Genomic DNA, 23,458 nt, shown 5'->3' with positions numbered 1-23,458 from the left:
AAGTTTTCTAAGACATGGATGCAGAATATGAAGAGCGTTGGTGCAAATATTGTATGATAAAAACAAAACAAGAAATTATTTTCATGCCAGAAATTCCAACATACAAGCGAAGACGACAATACAAATGTACACAGTGTGGAAAAAAATCATGGTTGCAAGGTAGAAGACCATCTGCAGAATCAGTTTATTGATCAAAGTTGCGATCAGAAATATTATTTTACAAAAAAATGTATGTGTTGAATTACATCAGTTAGTGTAAATTATTTTAGTTTAACTATAGAAATGCAAGTAAATTATACATTTTTTCAATGGCAACAAAAAAGCGAGCTAGAAAAGCTGCAAAGCGAAGATCAGCTCCAAAAAGATCTGCTGCTAAAAGAAGATCAGCTCCAAAGCGATCAGCCTCAAGGCGAAGATCAGCTCCAAAGCGATCAAGATCAGGCAAAAGAAAAGCAGCAAAACGACGAAGATAGTTCTGATCTAAAACAAATTATCGCTGCATAAGCGATAATTTGCTTATTTTTAGAATAATTCTCAACTAAACATCTGACCAGGCGGGGCAGATGATTTTCCTTTTATTGAATCAGGCTCCATTGAAAATTTTCTTTCGTTTGGAATCACAGTGATTTTTACCGATGTGTTAATTGCATAGTGCGGTGTACCATCTGGATTTTTGTAATTTGTTGCAATTCCTACCCTGTCTAAATCCACTTTGACTTTGACAATAGTTCCATCTTCTAGTTTAAATGAGACATATTCAGTTCCTGTTCTCTCATGGTCTAAGAGTTTGAAATCAATCTTTTCTTTTGGTTGACTCATTAAACAGAAATCCTCTTGCAGTTATTTGAAGATACTGCATAATAACAGTGAATAAAAATAATTACATTCAGATCTTTTTCATGTACATAGGGAAAAAGCAGATGAGTTCATCGTTAATCAGTAAAAAGGGTACGCCCCCCTTGTGAGTAAAAACTGAAGCTAACTACGTAAATATGGTACGTTATGATTTGTTGGAAAGTAGTTAAAACATATTATTTTTGGAAATGTAATCAAACATTTTCATGGTCTTGTCCCTATGCTTTCTTACTGCAGTCATAATCCTATGACAATCTATGCAAAGTAATATGAAGTATGGATTCAAGTCCACTCCATTTTTCCTTAAATCATCCATCTGATAGAGAACGCTTTTAGGCATAGTTTTACCTGTAAAATATTGTTTGTGATCAAATTGAAGATTTGAAATTCTGGCATGTTTGTTAAACCTCTCTCCGCAACCCGCACACATTCCCCCCAATAGTTCAATATATTCAAGTCTTTTTTTCTTGGTTCTCTCTCTTTTTTCTAATTGAATTTTTAATCTATTTTTATTGTATCTGTCTTTCATATTCTTTTTTTGCAGTTCATATTTTTCAGGAAATCTTTTGTTATACTCACGAGAATATTTCCCACTGGCTGTTAACTCATCATCTGCTTTGCGTCTTTGAGGCATGACTAAAATTTGTACATAAAAGACATTATTATTATTTGCCTAATTTTGTGAAAAAAGTCATAGAAATAGACATAAATTCATTCATCATTCTAGAATCTATACTTTCAATCTCTCCTAACCAAAATCGTTTTCTATCAGCATTAAGATTTACTTCTTTTTCAAATGTTTTGATCTTTCCAATTTCTAAAAGTCTCTAATACAAGTAGCTTAGTAATTTTATCTGCTGTTCTGTTGTGATCATGTTCTTTGACGTAAGAATTTCAAGCAAGTTTGTTAGCATTGCTCTTTCTTGTTCTGAAAATCCTGTTGGACCCTTATCACCTGGTGGACCTGGTGGACCCCTTGGACCTTGTTCGCCTGGAGCACCTTGTGGACCCCTTGGACCTTGTTCGCCTGGTATACCCTCAGGTCCTCTAGGACCTTGATCACCTTGTAATCCTTGAATCCCTTGCGGGCCTTTTTCACCTTGAGGACCTTGTGCTCCTTGTGCACCTTTATCGCCTTGCGGACCTTGTGGACCTTTTGGACCCTTGTCACCTGGAGCACCTTGAAGACCTCTAGAACCTTGTTCGCCTGGTGGACCTGGCAAACCGCGTGGCCCTCTATCACCTTGTTGACCAGGAACTCCTGTCAGTCCTTTTTCTCCAGATGGACCTTGCGGACCTTGCGGACCCTTGTCACCTAGTGTACCTTGTGGACCTGTTATACCCTTGTCGCCTTGTGGACCTTGCGGACCAATAGGTCCCTTGTCACCAAGTGGACCTGGCGGACCTTTAGGACCATGTTCTCCAGGTGGACCAATAATTCCTTTATCTCCTATTGGACCCTGATTACCAGTTGGTCCTTTTTCTCCAATTGGCCCAATATCTCCGGTAAGACCTTTATCGCCTTTATCACCTTTATCGCCTTTATCACCTTTATCGCCAGTTGGACCAGTCTCACCTCTAAGACCTTTGTCGCCAGATGGACCTTTGTCACCAGTTAATCCTTTATCTCCACGTGGTCCTTGTTCGCCTTTGTCACCCTTGTCACCTTTGTCTCCTGGAAGACCTCTTGGGCCTTGTTCGCCTTTGTCTCCAGGCGGACCTGGTGGACCTTTGTCACCTGTTTGACCCATAGGACCATCATCACCTTTAGTGCCAGGCGGACCTGGTGGACCTTTGTCACCTTGTGGACCTGGCAAACCAGTAGGTCCTCGAAAACCACGTTCCCCTACTCGCTCAGATTCTATTCTTACTTGTGGGCGTGAAGCTGGTTCACTTGTTATAGGTTTTACATGTTCTCTAGTTTCTGGTTTTTCATGTTCTATAGTTTCAGGATCTTTTTTTGTAAAGCCAGATGAAATTTCAGTTTCAAAAACAGTATGAATTGAAGAGAATTGATCACTAACTACAATCCATACAGAACCTCGTTGAAAAACAGATTCGGGTAATGGATTTCTTTCACTTCCTAAAACTTGGTCAAATTTTCTATCTTTTACTCTAAGATGAAAGCTGTCTTTCCACAGTGAAGAAAAACTTTTTTTTGCAATATCATCAGCTTGTGGTGGACTGTCACAAATTGCAATTTGAACTTCAAAGACACCAGATGAAAGTCTAAATGGAGAGATCCCTGTGATCTCTAGCGTTCTTCCTGCGTCTGACATATCCTAGGTGTAATCATTGAGTATTTTTGTATTTTCCATGCGATATAAAGACCGTTTACGAATGAAATCAAGAAAAATCAACAGCAAGATACCCCGGAATAGTATTTATCTGGCAAAAACGCCTATTTACATTATCCTTGAGGAAGTTATTCAAAGACAAGCCGAAGGAACCAAAGACAGATTCTACGGAAGAATATAATATTGAACCTAGTGAGAACTCTAAAGAATCCAAGTTAACTGATCCGGATTATTCTAGAAACAAGCTCTTCAAAAAAGGAGTCTCCCTTATGGCTGATGAAAGAATGGAGGATGCTGTACTTGCTTTTGAAGATGCACTTAGAATTGATCCAGGGCATGTAGATTCCCTACTAAAATTAGGATATGCACGTTTTCATATGGATGATTATTCCAGAGCAATGGAAGCATACAACAAGGTACATCAGATTGACGTCACAAATGCAGATGCTTGGAACCTAAAGGGATTGATTTTTTACAAACAAAAAAACTATGAAAAGGCTTTGGAATGTGTTGAAAAGGCAATTGACTCAGATCCCACAGATGGGATGGCATGGTATAACAAGGGATGTTATCAATCTCTTTTAAATCACATACCTGAATCACTTGATGCACTCAAGCGTTCTGTTGAAATCGATGTAAAAAATGCAAAGAAGGCTGTCAGGGATAAAGACTTTGAGAATGTCAACGCAGATGAAGGATTTAGACGAATAGTGGAGGTTGTTGTTTTAGAATCTATAAGACAAGGTTATCACAAAGTAGGCCAAATTGTCTGGACTACAATGATGGGAAAATCAGAGGTAGAAGATGCTGCAAGAAAATTAATGGAAAAAGGATTGATTGTAAAAAGTGAAAAAAACATGGGATTCCAAAAAATAGATGAGTATGAAATTGTACCCGAGTTGGCAGAAAAAATAGGAGTGGAAAAGAAAGGACTACTCAATACAAAGAAAAAGAGCCCCATACTAATTCAACAACTCAAAGAGATGAGCGAAGCAATACAAGCTGTAAAAATATCAATAGAAAAAGGCGATGTAAAAGAATTAATTGCAAATCTCGAAGTGTTCATTGATCCTGCAAAGAAAGGTCCTCAGATGATTGAACATTTTTTTGAGGAACACAGAGAGATACGATTATACAAAATAAGATTAAGCGATAAGGGTTATGAATTTCTTGAAGCAAACAAAAAGAAGATGCTAGATCTTTTTGACAGTATCGAGACAGCTGTTACAAAAAAACTTCGAAGTGAAGTTGCACAAAATTAGATAATTATTCAGCGGAAAGATCCCAGTAATTTGCATCATTTTGTCGTTCTATTGGCTTTTCAAGAGATTTCCACTCCTTAAATGAACGAACATAGAGCTTTACATTTTCCATCCCTATTGATTTGAGTGCATAATACCCTAGTCCGGAAAGAGTTCCTACACTTCCACAATATGTGATTACTTCGGCATCAGGTGCAATATTCCTATTTTGAATTAGACGTTTTAATTCTTCTTTTGGTCTTAGTATGTTATCAGGTGAAGCTAACATTCGGTATGGTATGTTCATTGCTCCAGGAATATGGTTTTCAAGAAAGTTCAATCTTTCGCGGTTATCAATTAGTACTGCGCCTTTTTCCTTGGCAGGTGCCAAATAATCTACTGTTGCAAGAATTTCAGGTCTAAGTTTTAATGAATGATTTTTTTTGTCAAATGATATTTTTTCTGTGTTTGTCTCAAGACCCATCTTCTTCCAAGTACCAAAAGTGATATCCAAAAGTGAGACATCTTCATGACCAATGTACTGCAAAGTCCAGGCAACTCTTGATGCGAGTGCCCCAAAAGTATCATCATAAACGACAACTGGTGTTTCATCAGAGATTCCAAAAGATTGCACGTATTGCAAGACCTTTTCAGGACTGTCATCTGCAAGTAGATTTGCCAAAGGAAGATTTACCGCATCAGGGATGTGACTTTGTTTGTAATCCTCTTCTTTTCTAATATCAAGGACTCGTACACTCTTGTCCCTAATTTCAGATCGTAGTGCATCTGCATCAATTGTTGGGCGCATGATCTTTTCTTTACTCAAGCAGCACATTCGCCCTTTCCAGTTCTTGCATGATAACTTACGTCGTTTCCATAATCGACGTAAAAATCCTTTTCCTCTTCAATGGTCGGGGCAGCCACAACAGGTTTTAAAATTTCCTTGATATCATTAAAAGATTTCACGCCATTATCGCCGTTATTGTCTATGACTCTATGTATCCAAGAGTCTAGTGTTTCACCATTTTTTTTATCTGATTTAAAAATCTCAATTATTTTTAGAATTACTGGAATTACTCTTTTTGCAGGAATTTTCATGCATATCAAACCTAACATTGCTTGTTCATCGGATCTACCGCCAAGAGACATGGTATACAGTGGATACATCTCTTTACCCATCCTTCCACCTCCACCATAAAACCCAATTGTAGCAATCTCATGTTGTCCACAAGAGTTAGGGCAGCCACTTATCTTGATTGTAGCATCACGTAAATCATCATCAACATCTAATTTTAGTTCAAGGAATTTTCTTTGAATTTCTTTTGCAATTCTGTGTGAATTTGTTAATGCCAGATTACATGATGTGGTTCCAGAGCATCCAATTACAGATGCCATAGTTAATGCACCTGGATTTGCAAGACCAACTTCTAATAATTTTGAATAAAGTTTTGGAAGATCCTCGTCTTTTACCCATCTAAACACCATATCTTGTAAGAATCCAGTTCGTGCTCGTCCTTCTGCAGAAAATTCTCTTGCAATTTCTGCCATTGCTCTTAATTGATTAGAAGTTACGTCGCCAGATTCTAAAGTTAGAAATACTGAACTGTAGCCATTTTGTTTTTGACTTATCACATTACTTTTAACCCATCTTGAAAATCCTTCAGGTTTAGCTGGAGTATCTGAACTTATGCTCATTTTACCAAGAACCTCTGGGATCTTGTCTAGGTCAAGTTTTACCACAACTGATTGGGTTACCCTTACCATCGCCCTTTCTTTTAGTACAATGTTTTGGAATTTTTCCCAGCCCAATTCATTAACAAGATATCTCATTCTGTTTCTTGCCATATTTTCTCGATTTCCCATCCTGTCATAAACTCTGATAACTGAGATAATTGTATACAACAAATCTTCCTCGGAAGTAAATTCCTCAAGTTGATGACCTACAAATGATTGTGCTCCCAGTCCTCCGCCAAGAAATATTTTAAATCCATTATGCGTTTTGCCGTCAGCATCAATTTTTTGAGGAATCAAACCAATATCCACTATCCTTGCCATTCCGTGTTTTTCACAACATGTAAAATTAAGCTTAAATTTTCGTGGAAGAGATTGATTCATTGGATTTCGCAAAAGAAATCTTGCAGTAGCAAGTGCGTAAGGAGTAGGATCAAAAACTTCTTGTGTGCAAACACCAGCAAGAGGACTGCACATTACATTTCTTACCGAATTTCCACATGCCTCCCTTGATGTCATTCCAATTTCAGCAAGACCACGCATTACTTCTGATACATCTTCTAATGCAATCCAGTGAAGTTGAAAGTTTTGTCTTGTAGAAACATGCGCACTGCCTATTGAAAATCCCTCACTTAGCAGAGCAAGTCTTTCTAATTGTTCAGGATAAATTTCTCCTGCAGGTACTTTAACTCTCACCATGCTGTAATCATCAGTCATTCGGCTGCCATATGCACCATGTTGTAATCTAAAACGTCTAAAATCATCACGGTTAATTTTTCCACGTCTGAAGAGCTTTACCATTTCTGCAAATTTTTCAGCCTCCTCTAGCTTACCCCAGTTTATCTTTGGTTTGGGCAAATTATCTCCTCTAGATTGGCTCAGGCTGGTCTTACTCAAGTATACATAATTTCGCGGTGGATTGAATATAAATTTTATAATATGGGAATTTTAGCCTGACATTGTAATTTTGTGACACAAAATTGCACATTTCAGACATGGGTTTTTGAGTTTATTTGAATTCAAAAAAAATCATTCATTCAAAGATAGATCAAATGTCTAGAAAAGAGTTAAATGTTCACCGACAAGAAAAAGTCACGTGTCTGACCAAATCAAAATAGCAATAGCAGGATTTGGGAGTGTTGCCTCAACTCTAATCAAAGGATTACAATTTTACAAAAGTTCAACTGAAGGTCTTTGGCATCCAAAGCTTGCAGGTTTTGGCATAACTGATGTGGTAGTTACAGGCATTTACGATATTGATCCATCCAAGGTAGGAAAAAAAGTTAATAGTGTTGTATCAGATTACAAAGTTGATTCAGATTTAATAATACAACCAGGAATTTCAGAAGATGCCATGTCACATAATTTTGCTCAAATGGGCGGACCAAAATCTGCAAGATATGAAGATATAGTTAATTCCTTAAAGAAAACAAATCCAGATTTCTTGATCAATTTAATTTCTTCAGGCATGGATAAAAGTGGAGAAAAATATGCAAAGGCAGCCTTGGATGCAGGGTGCTCCTTTTTTAACGCTACTGCTTCAAAAACTGTAACTGAACAGATGCGCTCTGCATTTACATCAAAGGGATTAATGATACTTGGTGATGATTTGATGAGTCAATTTGGCGGTACTGCATTTCATCGAGGCATGATGGAATTCATTACACATCGTGGAATCAAAATAGAAAAGGCATATCAACTTGATGTAGGAGGAAATAAGGATACACAAAATACCATGGCTGAAGAATTAAGAGAGAAAAAAAGAAAAATAAAAACAGATTCAATATCAATTGAAGTTCCATATCCATTCAGATCCACAGCAGGAACCACTGAATATGCTGAACAGTTGGGGAACTCTCGAGTAAGCTACTATTGGATGGAGGCAAAGGGTTTTTTGGGTTCAACAATTGAGATGGATTTGTCTCTTAAAACTAACGATAGTACAAATGGATGTAATGTCATACTTGATTCAATTAGGGCTGCAAAAATATCCATTTCTAAAAAAGATCTAGGCAAATCAGAAATAATTTCTGCATATGCATTTAAGAATCCATTAAAAAAAGTCAAAATCAGGGAATCAATAAAAGCATTTGAAGATGCATTTACCAACTGAGCAAACTATTAATGTACTTGGTAAGGGATAATTTTCTATGCAACAGGTTACTCATTCTGATGAAGCACCAAAAATTTTTGCCGATGTTAAAGAATTGGAAATTACTAGGGCAATCGCAAATGAATTTCATTCAGTATTAATTGACAGAGCAGATTCTGATGTAATAATAATCGGTGCAGGGCCTGCAGGTCTCACAGCAAGCAAAGAGCTTGCAACCATGGGATTCAGAGTATTGGTCATTGAACAAAACAACTACCTAGGAGGAGGATACTGGCTTGGTGGATATATGATGAACCCAGTTACGGTTAGAGCTCCTGCCCAAAAGATATGGGACGAACTTGGCATTCCTTACAAAAAGGTATCAGAAGGACTATATCTCACGCCTGGTCCTCATGCTGTTTCAAAACTTATTGCAGCTGCATGTGATGCAGGAGTCAAATTCTTAAATTTAACAAAATTCGATGATCTAGTTTTAAAGAATGGTAGAGTCGGAGGAGTAGTAGTTAATTGGATGCCTGTATCTGCACTTCCAAGAAATATTACATGTGTAGATCCAATTGCATTAGAATCAAAAATGGTAATCGATGCTTCTGGTCATGATTCTGTAGCTGTAAAAAGACTAGTTGATAGAAAGCTTGTGGAATGGAAAGGTATGGATCCTATGTGGGTTGATGACGGTGAAAATAGAGTAGTTCACAAGACAGGCGAGGTTTTTCCTGGTCTTGTTGTTGCAGGCATGTCAGTAACTGAAACTTATGGCATACCAAGAATGGGACCAACCTATGGCTCTATGTTACTTTCAGGCAAGAAAGCAGCTGAAGTAACAGCTGCAAAAATGAAAGAATTAAGAAGATAAACTATATTCAAGTAATTCTTAATTGGTTTGTTGAAACTCTCCAAAGTTTTCTTATACGATGAACCTTCGGTACCAGAAATTAAGATAGATGAGCTAGGAGAATTTATCAAAGAGAAATTTTGTGTTAGAGTAGAAATAAGAGATAGGTTTTTTGAGTTCTTCAAAGATCCAACTAGAAAAATTGCACATGATCTATCTGCATCAAGAATTTTTAATCCATTAATTCCTTTTGAGAAACATGTTCCAACACAGGAGGAAATTACCTTTGAAGAGAATTCATTTATGAATTTTACAAACGTAAGTAATATTGTAATGTATGACGGATTTGAATTCAAGCAAATCATAGCCAACGCAATACCTCAATCAGAATCACAGTCAGACATGTTTCATCTGATTTGTACAGACAAGCTTACCTGCACATATGACTATGACGATTACAGATACCATGGAAGAGCAGTAATTTGTTCAAATCCAGCAATCATATCCACTACAGGAATGATTGAAGCTCCTGCAAAACCTCGTGAATATTATCTAAAAATGTTTGAAAACATCTCACAGGGACTTAACTTGGATGTTTTGAAAGATCAATTCAAAGGAAAATATCTAGAGTATCACGATGTAAAATTAAGCGAGATAATCAAGGGATATGCAATGCAAGCATTATTTTATTATTTAACTGGTCATCCATTTTGTGAATCAAAAGACTGTAAACTGTACAATGCACATTGGCAAGAGGACCTGTTACATTCACAGACAATATCTAACAAGCTTTGCAGCAAACATCAAAAAATTCTAGACGGCATTATCAATTATTTAAAACAGTGACCAAGCGTCTCCAAAGGTCAAAGGATTGCCATAATTAACATCATCCCGTTGGAGTTCTATGGTCTTCATTACGATATATCTGACATGATAAATTGTTTATCCATCGAAATTGAAGATATACTAGTTTATTGAAATACATCATAATGATTATTCACACTTTGCAGGATTTAATTTAAATATGAATCTCAAATCAATTTGATCAGTGCAAGCTGAAATCAAGGCAGAGTCCAAAAAACCTGAAACAAGGAGAAAATATGATGTGATCATAATTGGTGCAGGTCCAGCGGGATACACTGCTTCAATATACACATCACGTGCAAAACGTGATACGCTGATAATATCAGGAGTATTGCCAGGAGGTCAGTTAATGCTTACAACAGAAGTTGAGAATTATCCAGGATTTTCAGACGGAATATTTGGTCCAGAGCTTATGATAGAGATGAAAAAACAAGCTGAAAGAATGGGAACTACCATTATAGATGACGAAGTAGTCAATGTGGATTTTAGACACAAACCATTCAAGGTTCTCACTTATTCAGAAGAATATGAAGCAGATGCGGTAATAATCTGCACAGGTGCAAGTCCAAGAAAAATTGGTGTAAAAGGGGAGCAAGAATTTAGTGCAAAAGGCGTTTCATACTGTGCCACTTGTGATGGACCATTCTTTAAAAATCAAGACATTGTAGTTGTTGGCGGAGGAGATTCAGCGGTGGAAGAGGCTACATTTTTAACTAAATTTGGCAAATTGGTTCATCTAGTTCATAGAAAAGATAGTCTCAGAGCAAGCAAGATCATGCAGGAGAGGGCATTTAACAATCAGAAAATAAAGTTCTACTGGAACAAAGTCATAGAAGAGATTTCCGGGAATGATAAAGTAAATCAGATAATCATCAAGGATGTAGTGACTAATGAAAAACAGACATTAAGTGTTGGCGCACTCTTTGTTGCAATAGGGCATGAACCAAATACTAAGTTATTCAAAGGTCAAATTGAGCTTGATGAACAGGGATACATTGTTCTAAAGGATAATACCAAGACTAGTGTAATTGGAGTCTTTGCAGCTGGAGATGTGCATGATCACAGATATAGACAAGCAGTTACTGCAGCAGGATTTGGTTGCATGGCTGCAATTGATGTAGACAAGTATCTTTCTGAAAATAAAAAATAATTACATGTAAGATGCAGCAGACAAATGCACTGCTTCTTTTAGTGCCTTGTCAAATTGTTCCTCTGTAAACACTCTTTGTTGAATATACAAGCTTTTGAATTTGCGACCATCATCTGCAAATATTCCAACTACACATCCTTTATCTAATGAAAGTTTTTCCATTGCAGCATAAACCGCACCTGAAGATGGGCCCACTACAAGTTTTTCTTTTTCAAATAATTTTACTACTGCTGCAAAAGCTTCTTCATTAGTTATTGTCATCCAGTCATCCACTAGGTTTTCACGTTTTTTGAATAAAACCGGTTTGTCTGATTCTACAAAGTTACGTAGCCCTTGAATCAAGTGATTTTGCTGAGGCTGAACCGCAATTGTCTTAATTTCTGGATTTTGTTCTTTTAGATAAGCCGAAATTCCAGTTATGGTACCTCCAGTACCGACACCTGTCAAAAAGTGAGTTACCTCTCTTTCTGTCTGCTTCCAAATTTCAGGTCCAGTTCCTTTGTAATGACCCATGAAATTTGCTTCATTTTCATATTGATTAGGCATGTAATAGATATCTGGTCTTGCAGAGGATATCGCTCTTGCAAGTGCTATGCTTTGATCTGTGCCAGCACCAACCTTTGGACATAAATCGTCACTTGTTTGGAATAACTTTGCACCTAGTGATTCAATTATTTTCTTTGTTTCTTCACTTGCTTTCTCAGGAATTACTATCTCGACTTTGTAGCCTAACAGATTAGCTATGCCAGTTAGTGCAATTCCAGTATTGCCAGATGTGGGTTCTATAATGATACTTTCATTCTTTTTTAAAATTCCACGCTCCTCCCCATCTTTTATCATCCAATAGGCAGCCCTGTCTTTTACAGAACCAAATGGATTATGTGATTCTAATTTTGCATAAGAAATTACATTGCCTGAAGAAAGAGAATTTAATTTTATAAGGGGTGTATTTCCAATTTTCTGTAAGGTTTCAGAATCATTTACCACTTTTGTTGCCAAGTATTACTTCACCTTTTTTATGGTGAACTCTAGATCTTTGTCATTCTTTTTTAATTCTAAAAGCTGATGGCCGTTTCTATTTACCCATCTTGATATATCTTCTTCAGATGCAGGATCATCTGCAATCACTTTTAGAACGTTTCCTACTGTCATTCTTTCAATTTCTATTTTTGTTCTAAATACAGGTTCTGGGCAAAACAATCCACGTACATCAATTGTCTTAGCTGGTCCTAATTCTGACATTTATTTCACCTTATAATTTAAAATGACCGCAATGTGATATTAAAATCTATTCTTGTATACAGAAAATGTTTTCTCAAGTGAGGATCATGGGCAGTATTGCTCTCAAATTACGTTCATATAAAATTGTATGATCATGATTTTTGAAATTTATTTTGTTAGATAGTTTTGTTGTCAGATGTACTGCAATTTTATACACAGCTGTCCACATCAGACTGTTTGGATTGGATTCAAACGTTCTAATTAAAAAAATACAAAGTCCTGTCAGATGTGGATGTGTTTGCTGAAAATATTTTATAATGTCATCTTTTGAATTTTCAATTTTATATTTTGCATGCTCTATCATTTCCTTACTTGTAACATAACCTGTTTTCCCAATAGAGATTTTTCCTTTACGCATTGCATACAACATATCATCTAATGTATTTTCAGAGTCAATCAAATTAACACACCTTCCTAGTGTGGATACAACATGAGAATCACTTCCTGCCACTTCAATCATGTTGTTACTTTTGGCAAAATATGACGCACGTAGATTTGAATACCTATCAACATTATTACTGTTAAAGACTTCAATTAGATCACACAGTATTGCTTGTTCGCGTAAACCATTACTTAGAGCAAATGGATGAGGCGCACATGAGATGGCTCCTTGTGATTTAATCGCATCAAGTATTTCATCCAAGGTCTGTCCAGATTTTATTGTTTTAGAAAGTCCATATGCAACAACATGTATTCCAGCATCAGTGGTAATCTCTTCTGCTGGATAGACCTTGAGATTCTTGAATTTTTCATGATTTTCCTTATATTCAAGCAAGGAAGAAAATCCATCCAAAGTATTATGATTTGTGATAAAAAAGGCATCCAATCCAATCTTATGTGCCTGTTCTAATTGTTCAGAGACACTAATCCCGCAATCATATGGGGTTTCTTTTATGCCAAGTTGAAAATTAGAAAACTCGTTGTGACAATGTAGCTCTACTTTTAAAATACTCAACGTCTATTCGTACTGCTTACTTTAGAATATATTCTTTATTTCAATAATTGTGAATATGGTTTACCTAAAGAGATCTTCATTTTTTGGCCTAAGCAGATCCTTCATATCACTTTTTGAATCACTAAATTTGTAATTTCTTACAATACTAATAGGAGTATTGAGAGATTTGCCCATAACTAGTTCTGATGCAGAACATATCTCATCAATAATTGCAATTTCAGTAACATGTAAAATCCGACCAAAACTATCTTTTGTTCCAATATAATCAGCAATTGCCGAAATACCAGCAAATCCAATAGCACAGTTTGTTTGACCCATTCTAAATGGTCTGCCAAATGTATCTGATATTATTATGGCAACATTCTTTCCTGTTTTTTTCATTATTGACTCTCTTAATTTTTGTGCAGATGCGTTTGCATCTTTTGGTAATAGTGTAACATATCCCTGCTTGACATTGCTTTCGTCAACTCCAGCATTAGCACATACAAATCCATGAATGGTTTCAGATATTATTATACCGTCCTTTAATCTCACTATACGTTTTGATTCATCAAGTATTTTTTGTATAACCTGTGGATTTTTTCCATATTCACTGCCAATACCTGTTGCAAGAAGAGATGGAGTTATTGTGGATAGTTGTACCATACGTCCTTCCTGTTTAGATATTATTTTTTGTGTTACGATTAGAATATCACCGTCTTTAATTTCTGGTTTTGATGTGGACAATACCAATTCAGAAATGTCATCATCTTGCTCTATTTCTTTATCAATCTTAACTGGGATTATTTCTAATGACATTTGTAAATTCTATTGCCTGTGGATTTAAAATAATATCTAATTACGCAACAGTTTGTAATTCAAGATTCATTCCATAATGTTTGTTAATGATATCAATCAACAATGAGAGATCCTTTTCCTCAAGAGTTACAGTAGCCAAGTCTTTCACAACATCCTGTGCCCTAAATGCCACACCAAGACCACAGATATTGAAAAGTTTGATATCATTTGCACCATCAACTACTACAACAATGTTTTCCTTTTTTTCCTTCCATTCATTTACTTTTATTATAGCAGATTTTGCCTTGTCAGAATCCACGTGAATTATAACGTCATCTAATTTTCCATCTTTGAAAACAAGTTCGTTTGAAAAAACATAATCAAGTCCTAATTCTTTTTTGAGTCTGTCTGTCATTATTGTAAATCCTCCAGATACTGCAAGTAACTTCCATCCAGCCGCCTTTAGTGCACGACAAATTTCTTTTGCACCAGTCATAATTGGTAGAGAATCAGCAATCTCTTTGCATGTTTTATAGTCTATACCCTTTAGTGCATTAATTCTGGTTTTGAGACCTTCTTCCCAATCTATGACACCCTCAATACCCTTTCGTGTAATCTCCCAAATTTCATCTTGCTTGTTTATTTTTTCAGCAAGTATTGGAAGAAATTCTGCATCAAGCAAAACACCCTCAACGTCAAAAATCGCTAGCAACTAGTTTCAGTTTGACAACACAAATCTAGATTATATTAAGTTTTGATAGATCGGATTTTTGATAAAACCACTAGCAATATATTTCGCAATTTCTGATGAACATCATGGGCGAGCTTCCACACAAATATGAAGTCACTATCAAGGTAGCCACTGCGCCATACAAGCTTTCAGATAAGATCAAAGATGAGTTGAAAGCTTCAGGCATGATGGATGACAAGGGCAAATTGAAATTAAAAGGTGTCAGCCCAAAAATGCTCAAGCGAATGAAAGAAGAAGCCGTAGATTGCCCAGTTCTTAAATCAGAGATTGGATTTGTCCAATGTTTTGTTTGCCCAAACTTTCAAAGTAGAATAACAGGAAAAGTACTTTGTAAAGGCGACCCACTCTAAAGACCAGAAAGCTCATTAGTACATATCCCAAATTGATGTAAATTGAGTAAAGAGATAGGTATAACAGCCAAAAAAAATGAAAATTTTAGTGAATGGTACACACAGGTTGTAATCAAGGCAGAGCTTGCAGATTATGCTCCTGTCAAGGGCCTAATCGTGCTCAGACCATATGGATACTCAATTTGGGAGTCGCTAAAAAATTCACTTGATGAAAAACTAAAAAAGACTGGTCACCAGAATGGTTTTTTGCCAGTTTTAATTCCAGAATCACTTCTTAGTAAAGAATCAAAACATTTTGCAGGATTTAATCCAGAAGTTTTTTGGGTAACCCATTCTGGAAATTCAGAGTTGGGAGACAAGCTTGCATTAAGACCAACTTCTGAGACTCTGGCATATTCCATGTATTCTAAATGGATAAAAAGTTGGAGAGATCTACCATTGAAGATTAATTTTTGGAACACCGCACTACGTGCAGAAATAAAATCAACAAAACCTTTCCTTAGAACATCAGAATTCTTATGGCAAGAGGGACATACTGTGCATGCAACAAAAGAGGAAGCTGAACAAGAGGTAATGCTAATACTTGAATTATACAAAAAAACAGTGGAAGAGGAATTGGCCATACCAGTAATTACTGGTAAAAAAACTGAGAAAGAAAAATTTGTAGGTGCAGTCTATACCACAACCATGGAAGCAATAATGCCAGATGGCAAGGCTCTCCAAATGGGAACGTCTCATTTTCTAGGGCAGAATTTCTCAAAACCGTTCGATGTCAAATTCTTAGATAAAGAAAATGTGGAAAAATTTGCATGGCAGACATCATGGGGTGTTTCTTGGCGATTGATAGGAGCCTTGATAATGGTTCATGGAGATGACAAAGGCTTGGTTTTGCCCCCTCAAGTGGCACCAATTCAAGCAGTAATTGTTCCAATTTATTATTCAGAGTCTGATAAAGAGCAGATTATTAAAAAATCAAAAGAAGTAGAGGAAATATTATCAAAAAAGAAAATTAGAGTTCACATTGATACAAGAGATGAATTTACACCTGGCTACAAATTTCATGATTGGGAGATGAAGGGTGTTCCTTTAAGAATAGAGATTGGGCCAAAAGATCTAGCAAAAGGTAAGATGGTACTAGTAAGACGAGACAATCAAAAAAAGACTGATATTTCTTTTGGCGATATTGAGACTGGTATCGAATCAACACTAAACGAGATACATCAGAGTCTCTTTGAAAAAGCAAAGAACCTCTTGGCTGAAAAAACTAGAGTAGTAATAGATTTTGAGAAATTTAAATTAGAATTAGAAAAGGGTTTGTTTTTGAGTTCTCCTTGGTGTGGTGATCAAAAATGTGAAGAAAAAATAGAGGAAACAACAGGTGCAGACATTCGTGTGCTTCCTTTTGATAGTAAAAAATCAGATGCACCATGTATAATATGTAAGAAACCTAGCAAAGAGATGGCAATATTTGGCCGTGGCTATTAATTTCTAGAATTTGTTTTATTTAATTATCCAGAATCTACTATCAGGTTACTTTTCATTTCAGGATGAATTGTAGAATAATACTTGAACGTGCCAGCTTTATCGGCAATGAAATTGATTGTCTGTGCTTGGAAATAATTCAATTTTTTAGTATGTACGTTGAATTCATCTATGTTTAGATCATGTTGTGTTCCAGTCTCTTTATCCTCATTGATTACGTGAAGAGCCACTAATTGTCCCTTAATTACATGAATTGATGCGTCTATTGCGCCTGATGCCAGAGTTTTTTTGCCTTGCCTGGTTGATTGCTCTTCAAAATAATAACCATTCTGACTATCATGTGTAGCCAGAATGTAAATATTAGTAGGAGGTGCAAAAACTGGAGTTGTTCCATTAACTGGAATCAGAGTACCCAAGGAAAAATATCCGCCAATTGATGCCGCTGCTGCAATAACTGCAATACCAATAATTGTGCCTCTAGTAAAGAATTTATTTTTATTATTGTTTTTTTGATGTTTTCGCACTGATAAATAATCTATGCTTGTGTATATTTAGGTAACTAAGGTTCATTGAAGAACAATGATTCGTAAAGAATATCTATTACTTTTAAAATATTTTACTTCGGTGACAAGAAACGAAAAGGACAGAGGTTATTCTTATAACTGCAGTAATAATTCTTGCAGCCATAGTTACAATTCAATCTACTAATGGTAATCCCCTTACGAAAAATTCTCTTGCAATAGCACCTGGTCCCCAAGGTCCACCTGGTCCACAAGGCATACAAGGTCCACAGGGCCCTCCTGGTCCTCCCGGTTCATCAGATCAGACATCAACTGGACAATCAGATCTTACATCAATATTTAAAAAAGTAGAAAATTCTGTTGTCCAGATAACAAGCAAGGTCTCAACTGTAGACAACAATGTAATCATAAACGGAATGCCGCTTCAAAGTCAATCCACTAGACTTGGTTCTGGATTTGTATATGATAAAGAAGGACGCATTATTACAAACAATCATGTAGTAGAAGGATCAAAAACTGTAAATGTCACTTTTGTTGATGGAAATACCTATACTGCCAAAGTAGTAGGAACTGATCCTGATAATGACATTGCAGTTATACAAATAATTGATAATTTTTCAGATGAAAATATCACGCCTCTAATATTTGGAGATTCATCACAACTTGAGGTGGGCCAGCAAGTAATTGCAATAGGCAATCCATTTGGTCTGAGTGATACAATGACACATGGAATAATCAGTCAGGTTGGTCGCCTCTTACCAAATGAAAACTTGGGATTTAACATACCTGATGTAATTCAAGTAGATGCTCCCATCAATCCTGGCAATTCAGGAGGGCCATTGCTAAACACCCAAGGTGAGATAATTGGGATGAATACTGCCATTAATACAAACACAGGTGAATTTTCTGGAGTTGGATTTGCCATTCCATCTAATTCAATTCAGCGAGTGGTTCCACAATTAATCAAAAACGGAACATATGCACATCCATGGCTTGGCATAGCTGGAACTAGCATGAATCCAGATGTTGCATTAGCAAATGGATTGGCCAGAAATTACAAGGGTGTAATTGTTGATCAAGTTGTAAAAGATGGGCCTGCATTCAAGGCAGGACTGGTACCTGCTACTTTGGATAATAACAACATTCCTCATGGAGGAGACATAATCACTGCAGTTGATGGGCACCCAATTAAAACAATCTATGATGTTATCTCCTATGTGGATGATCAGAAATCTGTTGGAGACAAAGTAGTTTTAACAATAAACAGACTGGGTAAAACAATGGACTTGACCTTATTGCTACAAGCAAGACCTGCGGCATCTTAAAATTGAAAACTATAAACTAAAATTCCAAAGTTTATCAGTTGCTTTTTTAATTCCAATTCTTGGCCTTGCCTTAATTTCAGATTTTTTTATTTCCTTTCCTTCAATAACAAATAAACCAGAACGTTTTGTCAAATCCTCGCCATATTGCTTTTTTGTTATTTGTAATGCCTGTGTGAGTTTTGCAGGACCGTTTGCAAGGTTTGAGATTGTGGTTTTTCGTTGTTTTATCATAAAATCAATTCCCTCTATTGGTTCTAGTGCACGAAAAAGAACAGCGCCTGCTCCAAAATCATTATTTTTTGCAACCACGTTTACACAATAATGCATGCCATATGTGAAATAGACATATGCCTTTCCTACCTGCCCAAACATTGCCTTGTTTCTTTCTGTCATACCTACAAAAGAATGACTAGCTGCATCATCTTTGTATCCATATGCTTCTGTCTCAACTATCATGCCAGAGATTATTTTTTGTCCAATTCTTCGTACAAGCAGTTTGCCTATCAAATCTTGTGCAACATCAACTGTATCTCTATCATAAAATGACCGTGAGATAATTCTCATGGTATAGTCTCTACTTTGATTCCTTTTTTCATTTTCTCAAGTGTTTCTACCAGTGTTTTAATGTCATCTTTTAAGACCTGTCCAAGAGTTGGGGTGTATATTACCGCTGCTGGATGTACACTAAGAAAATACAACTGGTTATTTTTTTTTATTATTCTACCCCTGTTCTTTGTGATAGAGTCACCACCCAAGATAGAAGCATATGCAGTATTTCCCAATATACAGATAATTTTGGGTTTAATGATATCAAGCTCTCCAGATAGGTATTGGTGACAGGAATCTCTTTCTTCTTCTAGTGGTACTCTGTTGTTTGGTGGCCTGCATTTTACAACATTTGTTATAAAAACATCATCTCTTGATAGACCAGCATACTCTAATGCTTCTGATAGAATTTTTCCTGCAGCACCCACAAATGGCTCGCCCTTTAGATCCTCGTTTCTTCCTGGTGCTTCCCCTATGAACATTATTTCTGCATTGTAATTTCCTTTTCCTGCAACAGCATTAGTTCTTGATTTTGAAAGATTACATTTTGTACATGATATTACTTGTAATCGTAATGCATCCATCAAATCTGACATTATGTTCCCACACTTTTTACTGTAGCAATTCCTCTCACATGTGGCCCACCATTACCCATTCGCATAATTTGCATAGGATCGCCCTTACCGCAATTTGTAATTGGTCTTATTGTGAAATCTTTTCCACATGCATCAATAGAATTGAAAAAATCAGGTGCAATTCCCATAACAATCACATCCCTAAGTAATTCTCCTAATTCGCCATTCTCTATCTTTTGTGCAAACTGGCACGATATGCTCCAGTTGTATCTCATCATATCAATAGATGGAACTTTCATGTTAGAAATAAGATAGCCATTTTTTACTTCTTTTATCATTTCTTGAGGATCCCAATCTCCTCCCTTTATTGCCGTACATGCCATTCTAATTAACGGCATAAACCCATAGCCTGTAGCTCGCATTCCGGAATTTGGCTCTGTATTGAAAATAGATGCAGTTTCTCTGCTTTGCATGTGATTTATTAGAATGCCATTTTCTATCAGTGATTTTGGTTTTGCAAAAACTCCCTCATCATCATATTTGTAATATCCAAGACTAGGCAGTGTAGGATCATCTATTACATTTAATTTCTCAGAACCAATTTTTTCTCCTAGCTTTCCTGCCCACCAAGCACCCCCCGCCCAAGCCATTTCCTTTCCAAGTACTCTATCTGCCTCTGAAGGATGACCTAGAATTTCATGCGAGAGTAGTGCAACAAAATCAGGATTCATTACAACAGTTGCTTTATCTTCTTTAGCAGTTTTAGCATCTAAAAGCTCTGATGCCTTTTGTGCTACAAATTCAGATGTATTCATGATGTTATTTTTATCTAGTATCATCTCCAATCCTCCCCTGCCCCCTTCTGTAGCATTAACAGATTCTGTCAGGCCAGATTCATGTGCAGTTGCGGTAACATTGGCTATTGTATCCTCGAATCTTTGAGTTATTTTTGCGCCATCACTGTTTACAAAATATTTTGAAATAGTATCATGCTCCATTGATATGGAAGATTTGTGAATTCTTTTTTTACTATGTATTATTCCATCACACTCAAAACCAATTTTTGTCAGCTCCTCTAGTGTGGGTTTTCTTGATACTGGGAAATTTATCTCATCTACATATACATGACACTCTGCAAGTTTTACCTTTTGTTTTTTATTTGTAGAATAATGTAATGCACTTTTTACTGCATCTAGTGTGGCATTTTTTATCTCATCTAGTGACTTTGGATTAGAAATGGAAAAAAATCCCCATGCCCCATTAGCAAGCACTCTAATTCCCATTCCAGAGTCCCTTGAAGATGTAAAATGTTCAATCTCACCATTTTCTAAAAGAAATCCATCACTTTGTACTGCTTCATACCTAACATCACAATATTGGGCACCACAATCCATTGCAAACTGCATTGACTTTTCAGCAAAATCATACAATTCCATTATAGAACAGTTTGGTTCTTCCCAACTATTTATTTATGCTAGGGGGAGGAATTTGATTTAATTTTTGGAAGGATGAAGGAAAATGTGGCACCTTTACCCAGTTCACTTTCTACCCATATTTTACCATCATGTGTTTCAATTATTCCCTTACAGATTGAAAGCCCAAGACCGCTGCCACCCTTTTCTCTAGTTGAGGACGTATCTACCTGATAGAATTTTCTAAATATTTTATCAAGAGCGTCCTTTGGCAATCCAATACCATTATCCTTAACTGAGACCTTGACTTCATCAGATAGTTCTTCAACTGATATCTCTACTTTACCATTTTTTGTTGTAGCCCTAAATGCATTTTTAATTAGATTAGTAAGCACCTGACTGATACGTTCTTCATCATAATATGCATGGACATCTGTTTTAACATGGTTCAGAAGATCAATTCCGTTTGAGATTGCCTGTGGCATCATTAGTACAATTATTTTTGAGATGGTGTCTTTGAGATTGTCAGTTTTTCTCACAATCTTGAGTTGTCCTAGTTCTAATTTTTGTGCATCAAGAAGATCAGATATCAATTGTAGCAGTGTTGCAGAGCTTGTTTTGATTACCTCGAGCCTTTCTTTTTGGTTTTTATTAAGACTGCCCAAATGTTCTCCAAGTAAAATATCAGCATACCCTTGAATTGGCACCAGGGGAGTTTTTAATTCATGAGTGATCATTGCCAAAAATTCATCTTTTGCAATTTCGACTTTTTTTGATTCTTCATTCTTTTGTTGTATGGTTTCTGACATGAGATTAAACGTGTGTGCCAGAGTACCAATCTCATCATTTGTGGAATAATCTATTTTTTCACCATAGAAACCCTCCTTTACACGTGAGAGTGCCCTAGTGAGCATGGCTAGTGGGTTTAGTGATCTTCTAATTGTAAACATCACTATAACAAAAACTACAATGTCTGCTACAAGCAATGCCAATACAGCATTAACTTTAGCCTTTAGTGTATCATCAATTAGTTTGTTCCACCCATCTACAAAAAATCCAGTTGTAGAAAGCATCACATCTCTTTGTGCATCTAGATTATGCAGTGACTTTCCAAATTCCGCAGAAAGCAGAGGTGTTGATTCAATAAATTGTATTTTTAGCTCTACAGATTCCCACAATGGATCAAGACTACGTAATGATGCTGCGTTTTCTCTAGGAATGGCCTGAAGTGTTTCTTTGGTTATCTGGACTCCATCAGTATTTGAAGTATCTATTGGCAGTCCTTCTAATTTTTTCAGATCAGCATCAAACATAATCCTATCTTTTTTTATGATATCAGTATAGTTTCCTTTTTCCCCAATTGAGATAAGAAGTGTGTTTTCACCAATTGATTTTGTAAGTGTTACAAGTTCTGCTGCAATTTCTTTATGCCTATTGTAATTTCTGTCTAGTGGCAAAAGATCATTAGATACACCGTTTGTTAGTGTTATTAGATCTCCATTTTTTCCTAAAATATACTCTAATGCGTTTTTGACATCAGGATTAAAGACAGACTCTTGTCTGATTTCTTCTGCCTTTTGTTTGTAAATATTCCATGCATTGCCAACATCCATGTATTTATTTTGCAGCTCATTTGGCACGGCAACAATGGTAATTCCATTTAATTGCCCTCCACTACCTAGAGTATTATAGGTACTTTCAAAGTCGGCAATTTGTTGAGTTAGGGTTTGTCTGTCCATCTCATTTCCGCTTGCTATAGAGTTTGCAGTTCCTGCAATTCTCTCAACTGTAACCTTGAGATTGCTTGCACTGCTAATTGAATGCAATACTGCTTGATTTTCCTGTGATGTTTGCAATAATACAAATAGATTAAGCAATGAAACACCGATTATGACGGCAAGCAAAATATACGTCTTAGAAACAATCTTCATTTTGTATAGTTTTAGACTAAGAGCCTATAAAAGTTGGCATGAAACTAGTCTAATCTAGTTATAATGTCTGATGAGTTTGACAAGATTGCAAGGCAGGAGATTCAAGAAGAATTAGATGGTCTAAAACAAATACTATTGCAATGCAATAATGATAATGATATTTCCAAATATGGCAATAAAATTGAGAAACATCTTCATAAAATAAAAGGACTAGCTCCCATGATGAACCAAAATAATGTTGGTGAGATTGCCAAGTTAAATGACACCATATTACAACATGTTATAGAAAATGGAGTGTCAAGTGGAATATATCAAATCATCAGTGAATCCATATCCATGATGCAAGAAATTTTTAATGATACCAATAAAAAAAACATTGATGAATTTAAAATAAAAATCCGAAATACTTTATCTCATATTTTTAATCAAAATACATAACTGCACTTAAATACAATCAAGCCTAATT

The 23,458-nt window shown here is 36.1% G+C and carries 26 protein-coding genes; 11 read left to right on the top strand and 15 right to left on the bottom strand.

Translation table 11 applies throughout. The annotated features are described in order from the left end of the window. Positions 1–14 precede the first annotated feature (14 nt). Positions 15–191 carry a hypothetical protein gene (locus VEU72_09610; GenBank protein ID HYL67387.1) on the top strand — a complete coding sequence of 59 codons (177 nt, stop codon included), beginning with the start codon at positions 15–17 and terminating at the stop codon, positions 189–191. A 91-nt stretch (positions 192–282) separates the two neighbouring features. Beyond that, on the top strand, positions 283–504 hold the full coding sequence (locus VEU72_09605) for a hypothetical protein (GenBank protein HYL67386.1): 222 nt from the start codon (positions 283–285) through the stop codon (positions 502–504). A 30-nt stretch (positions 505–534) separates the two neighbouring features. Here VEU72_09605 and VEU72_09600 read toward each other — a convergent pair whose 3' ends face one another. The 3 genes from VEU72_09600 to VEU72_09590 form a co-directional block, all read right to left on the bottom strand. Beyond that, the gene (locus VEU72_09600; GenBank protein HYL67385.1) at positions 535–819 is read right to left on the bottom strand and encodes a hypothetical protein; all 285 of its coding nucleotides are present in this window, start codon (positions 817–819) and stop codon (positions 535–537) included. A 202-nt stretch (positions 820–1,021) separates the two neighbouring features. Then, complete coding sequence (locus VEU72_09595; GenBank protein HYL67384.1) at positions 1,022–1,384, bottom strand: hypothetical protein; 363 nt, start codon at positions 1,382–1,384, stop codon at positions 1,022–1,024. 298 nt (positions 1,385–1,682) lie between these two features. Next, the gene (locus tag VEU72_09590) at positions 1,683–3,134 is read right to left on the bottom strand and encodes a collagen-like protein (GenBank protein HYL67383.1); all 1,452 of its coding nucleotides are present in this window, start codon (positions 3,132–3,134) and stop codon (positions 1,683–1,685) included. Between the two features lie 137 nt (positions 3,135–3,271). Between VEU72_09590 and VEU72_09585 the strand changes: the two genes are divergently transcribed. Next, the gene (locus tag VEU72_09585) at positions 3,272–4,414 is read left to right on the top strand and encodes a tetratricopeptide repeat protein (GenBank protein HYL67382.1); all 1,143 of its coding nucleotides are present in this window, start codon (positions 3,272–3,274) and stop codon (positions 4,412–4,414) included. Positions 4,415–4,418: 4 nt separating this feature from the next. Here VEU72_09585 and VEU72_09580 read toward each other — a convergent pair whose 3' ends face one another. Then, positions 4,419–5,228 (bottom strand): rhodanese-like domain-containing protein, encoded by an 810-nt coding sequence (locus VEU72_09580; GenBank protein HYL67381.1) that lies wholly within the window; start codon positions 5,226–5,228, stop codon positions 4,419–4,421. Further along, on the bottom strand, positions 5,216–6,982 hold the full coding sequence (locus tag VEU72_09575) for a nitrite/sulfite reductase (protein ID HYL67380.1): 1,767 nt from the start codon (positions 6,980–6,982) through the stop codon (positions 5,216–5,218). The genes VEU72_09580 and VEU72_09575 overlap by 13 nt, the downstream gene beginning before the upstream one ends. A 238-nt stretch (positions 6,983–7,220) precedes the next feature. Here VEU72_09575 and VEU72_09570 point away from each other — a divergent pair, with 238 nt between their 5' ends. The 4 genes from VEU72_09570 (at position 7,221) to trxB (ending at position 11,086) form a co-directional block, all read left to right on the top strand. After that, complete coding sequence (locus tag VEU72_09570) at positions 7,221–8,237, top strand: hypothetical protein (GenBank protein ID HYL67379.1); 1,017 nt, start codon at positions 7,221–7,223, stop codon at positions 8,235–8,237. A gap of 37 nt (positions 8,238–8,274) precedes the next feature. After that, positions 8,275–9,093: a sulfide-dependent adenosine diphosphate thiazole synthase gene (locus tag VEU72_09565; GenBank protein HYL67378.1), complete on the top strand. Its 819-nt coding sequence runs from the start codon at positions 8,275–8,277 to the stop codon at positions 9,091–9,093. A gap of 30 nt (positions 9,094–9,123) precedes the next feature. Continuing rightward, entirely contained in the window at positions 9,124–9,918 is a 795-nt protein-coding gene (locus VEU72_09560; GenBank protein ID HYL67377.1) for a DUF6775 family putative metallopeptidase, read from the top strand. Between the two features lie 202 nt (positions 9,919–10,120). Beyond that, a complete protein-coding gene (gene trxB, locus VEU72_09555) occupies positions 10,121–11,086 on the top strand; it encodes a thioredoxin-disulfide reductase (protein HYL67376.1) in 966 nt (321 codons plus the stop codon). Here the strand turns inward: trxB and VEU72_09550 are convergent, their stop codons facing one another. From VEU72_09550 to serB, 5 genes are all read right to left on the bottom strand, one after another. After that, positions 11,087–12,085: a cysteine synthase family protein gene (locus tag VEU72_09550; GenBank protein ID HYL67375.1), complete on the bottom strand. Its 999-nt coding sequence runs from the start codon at positions 12,083–12,085 to the stop codon at positions 11,087–11,089. It lies immediately after the preceding gene. 3 nt (positions 12,086–12,088) lie between these two features. Continuing rightward, a complete protein-coding gene (locus VEU72_09545; GenBank protein ID HYL67374.1) occupies positions 12,089–12,328 on the bottom strand; it encodes a sulfurtransferase TusA family protein in 240 nt (79 codons plus the stop codon). Positions 12,329–12,401: 73 nt separating this feature from the next. Beyond that, positions 12,402–13,322 (bottom strand): PHP domain-containing protein, encoded by a 921-nt coding sequence (locus tag VEU72_09540; protein HYL67373.1) that lies wholly within the window; start codon positions 13,320–13,322, stop codon positions 12,402–12,404. Between the two features lie 60 nt (positions 13,323–13,382). Then, positions 13,383–14,120 carry a coenzyme F420-0:L-glutamate ligase gene (cofE, locus tag VEU72_09535; GenBank protein ID HYL67372.1) on the bottom strand — a complete coding sequence of 246 codons (738 nt, stop codon included), beginning with the start codon at positions 14,118–14,120 and terminating at the stop codon, positions 13,383–13,385. Positions 14,121–14,160: 40 nt separating this feature from the next. Further along, the gene (serB, locus tag VEU72_09530; protein HYL67371.1) at positions 14,161–14,811 is read right to left on the bottom strand and encodes a phosphoserine phosphatase SerB; all 651 of its coding nucleotides are present in this window, start codon (positions 14,809–14,811) and stop codon (positions 14,161–14,163) included. Between the two features lie 104 nt (positions 14,812–14,915). Here serB and VEU72_09525 point away from each other — a divergent pair, with 104 nt between their 5' ends. Then, positions 14,916–15,200, top strand: coding sequence for a hypothetical protein (locus tag VEU72_09525; protein HYL67370.1), 285 nt, complete (start codon positions 14,916–14,918; stop codon positions 15,198–15,200). A gap of 42 nt (positions 15,201–15,242) precedes the next feature. Then, positions 15,243–16,685, top strand: coding sequence for a proline--tRNA ligase (gene proS, locus VEU72_09520; protein HYL67369.1), 1,443 nt, complete (start codon positions 15,243–15,245; stop codon positions 16,683–16,685). 23 nt (positions 16,686–16,708) lie between these two features. On the opposite strand, the gene VEU72_09515 is transcribed toward proS, so the two are convergent. Beyond that, positions 16,709–17,206: a cupredoxin domain-containing protein gene (locus tag VEU72_09515; GenBank protein ID HYL67368.1), complete on the bottom strand. Its 498-nt coding sequence runs from the start codon at positions 17,204–17,206 to the stop codon at positions 16,709–16,711. Between the two features lie 413 nt (positions 17,207–17,619). Here VEU72_09515 and VEU72_09510 point away from each other — a divergent pair, with 413 nt between their 5' ends. Next, positions 17,620–18,528 (top strand): trypsin-like peptidase domain-containing protein, encoded by a 909-nt coding sequence (locus tag VEU72_09510; protein ID HYL67367.1) that lies wholly within the window; start codon positions 17,620–17,622, stop codon positions 18,526–18,528. Positions 18,529–18,537: 9 nt separating this feature from the next. On the opposite strand, the gene VEU72_09505 is transcribed toward VEU72_09510, so the two are convergent. The 4 genes from VEU72_09505 to VEU72_09490 all read right to left on the bottom strand — a co-directional run bounded on the left by VEU72_09505 (position 18,538) and on the right by VEU72_09490 (position 22,992). Then, a complete protein-coding gene (locus VEU72_09505) occupies positions 18,538–19,092 on the bottom strand; it encodes a DNA-3-methyladenine glycosylase (protein HYL67366.1) in 555 nt (184 codons plus the stop codon). Continuing rightward, positions 19,089–19,670 (bottom strand): uracil-DNA glycosylase, encoded by a 582-nt coding sequence (locus tag VEU72_09500; protein ID HYL67365.1) that lies wholly within the window; start codon positions 19,668–19,670, stop codon positions 19,089–19,091. The genes VEU72_09505 and VEU72_09500 overlap by 4 nt, the downstream gene beginning before the upstream one ends. Beyond that, entirely contained in the window at positions 19,670–21,055 is a 1,386-nt protein-coding gene (locus VEU72_09495) for a TldD/PmbA family protein (protein ID HYL67364.1), read from the bottom strand. Before VEU72_09495 ends, VEU72_09500 begins: the two co-directional genes overlap by 1 nt. A 68-nt stretch (positions 21,056–21,123) precedes the next feature. Further along, positions 21,124–22,992 carry a HAMP domain-containing sensor histidine kinase gene (locus VEU72_09490; GenBank protein HYL67363.1) on the bottom strand — a complete coding sequence of 623 codons (1,869 nt, stop codon included), beginning with the start codon at positions 22,990–22,992 and terminating at the stop codon, positions 21,124–21,126. A gap of 63 nt (positions 22,993–23,055) precedes the next feature. Between VEU72_09490 and VEU72_09485 the strand changes: the two genes are divergently transcribed. Next, positions 23,056–23,430, top strand: coding sequence for a hypothetical protein (locus VEU72_09485; GenBank protein ID HYL67362.1), 375 nt, complete (start codon positions 23,056–23,058; stop codon positions 23,428–23,430). Positions 23,431–23,458 lie beyond the last annotated feature (28 nt).

The organism is Nitrosopumilaceae archaeon (genome assembly GCA_035631875.1).
GTDB lineage: Archaea > Thermoproteota > Nitrososphaeria > Nitrososphaerales > Nitrosopumilaceae > TA-20.
This window is presented reverse-complemented; position numbering and strand designations above follow the sequence as displayed.

Bases quoted from the DNA above. Each gene is read 5' to 3' on its own strand.
- VEU72_09510 (HYL67367.1), top strand. From the start codon at position 17,620: ATGCCGCTTCAAAGTCAATCCACTAGACTTGGTTCTGGATTTGTATAT.
- VEU72_09500 (HYL67365.1), bottom strand. From the start codon at position 19,670: ATGTCAGATTTGATGGATGCATTACGATTACAAGTAATATCATGTACA.
- VEU72_09610 (HYL67387.1), top strand. From the start codon at position 15: ATGGATGCAGAATATGAAGAGCGTTGGTGCAAATATTGTATGATAAAA.
- VEU72_09495 (HYL67364.1), bottom strand. From the start codon at position 21,055: ATGCAGTTTGCAATGGATTGTGGTGCCCAATATTGTGATGTTAGGTAT.
- VEU72_09505 (HYL67366.1), bottom strand. From the start codon at position 19,092: ATGAGAATTATCTCACGGTCATTTTATGATAGAGATACAGTTGATGTT.
- cofE (HYL67372.1), bottom strand. From the start codon at position 14,120: ATGTCATTAGAAATAATCCCAGTTAAGATTGATAAAGAAATAGAGCAA.
- VEU72_09565 (HYL67378.1), top strand. From the start codon at position 8,275: ATGCAACAGGTTACTCATTCTGATGAAGCACCAAAAATTTTTGCCGAT.
- VEU72_09525 (HYL67370.1), top strand. From the start codon at position 14,916: ATGGGCGAGCTTCCACACAAATATGAAGTCACTATCAAGGTAGCCACT.
- VEU72_09580 (HYL67381.1), bottom strand. From the start codon at position 5,228: ATGTGCTGCTTGAGTAAAGAAAAGATCATGCGCCCAACAATTGATGCA.
- VEU72_09605 (HYL67386.1), top strand. From the start codon at position 283: ATGCAAGTAAATTATACATTTTTTCAATGGCAACAAAAAAGCGAGCTA.
- VEU72_09590 (HYL67383.1), bottom strand. From the start codon at position 3,134: ATGTCAGACGCAGGAAGAACGCTAGAGATCACAGGGATCTCTCCATTT.
- VEU72_09600 (HYL67385.1), bottom strand. From the start codon at position 819: ATGAGTCAACCAAAAGAAAAGATTGATTTCAAACTCTTAGACCATGAG.
- VEU72_09485 (HYL67362.1), top strand. From the start codon at position 23,056: ATGTCTGATGAGTTTGACAAGATTGCAAGGCAGGAGATTCAAGAAGAA.
- VEU72_09490 (HYL67363.1), bottom strand. From the start codon at position 22,992: ATGAAGATTGTTTCTAAGACGTATATTTTGCTTGCCGTCATAATCGGT.
- VEU72_09545 (HYL67374.1), bottom strand. From the start codon at position 12,328: ATGTCAGAATTAGGACCAGCTAAGACAATTGATGTACGTGGATTGTTT.
- VEU72_09595 (HYL67384.1), bottom strand. From the start codon at position 1,384: ATGAAAGACAGATACAATAAAAATAGATTAAAAATTCAATTAGAAAAA.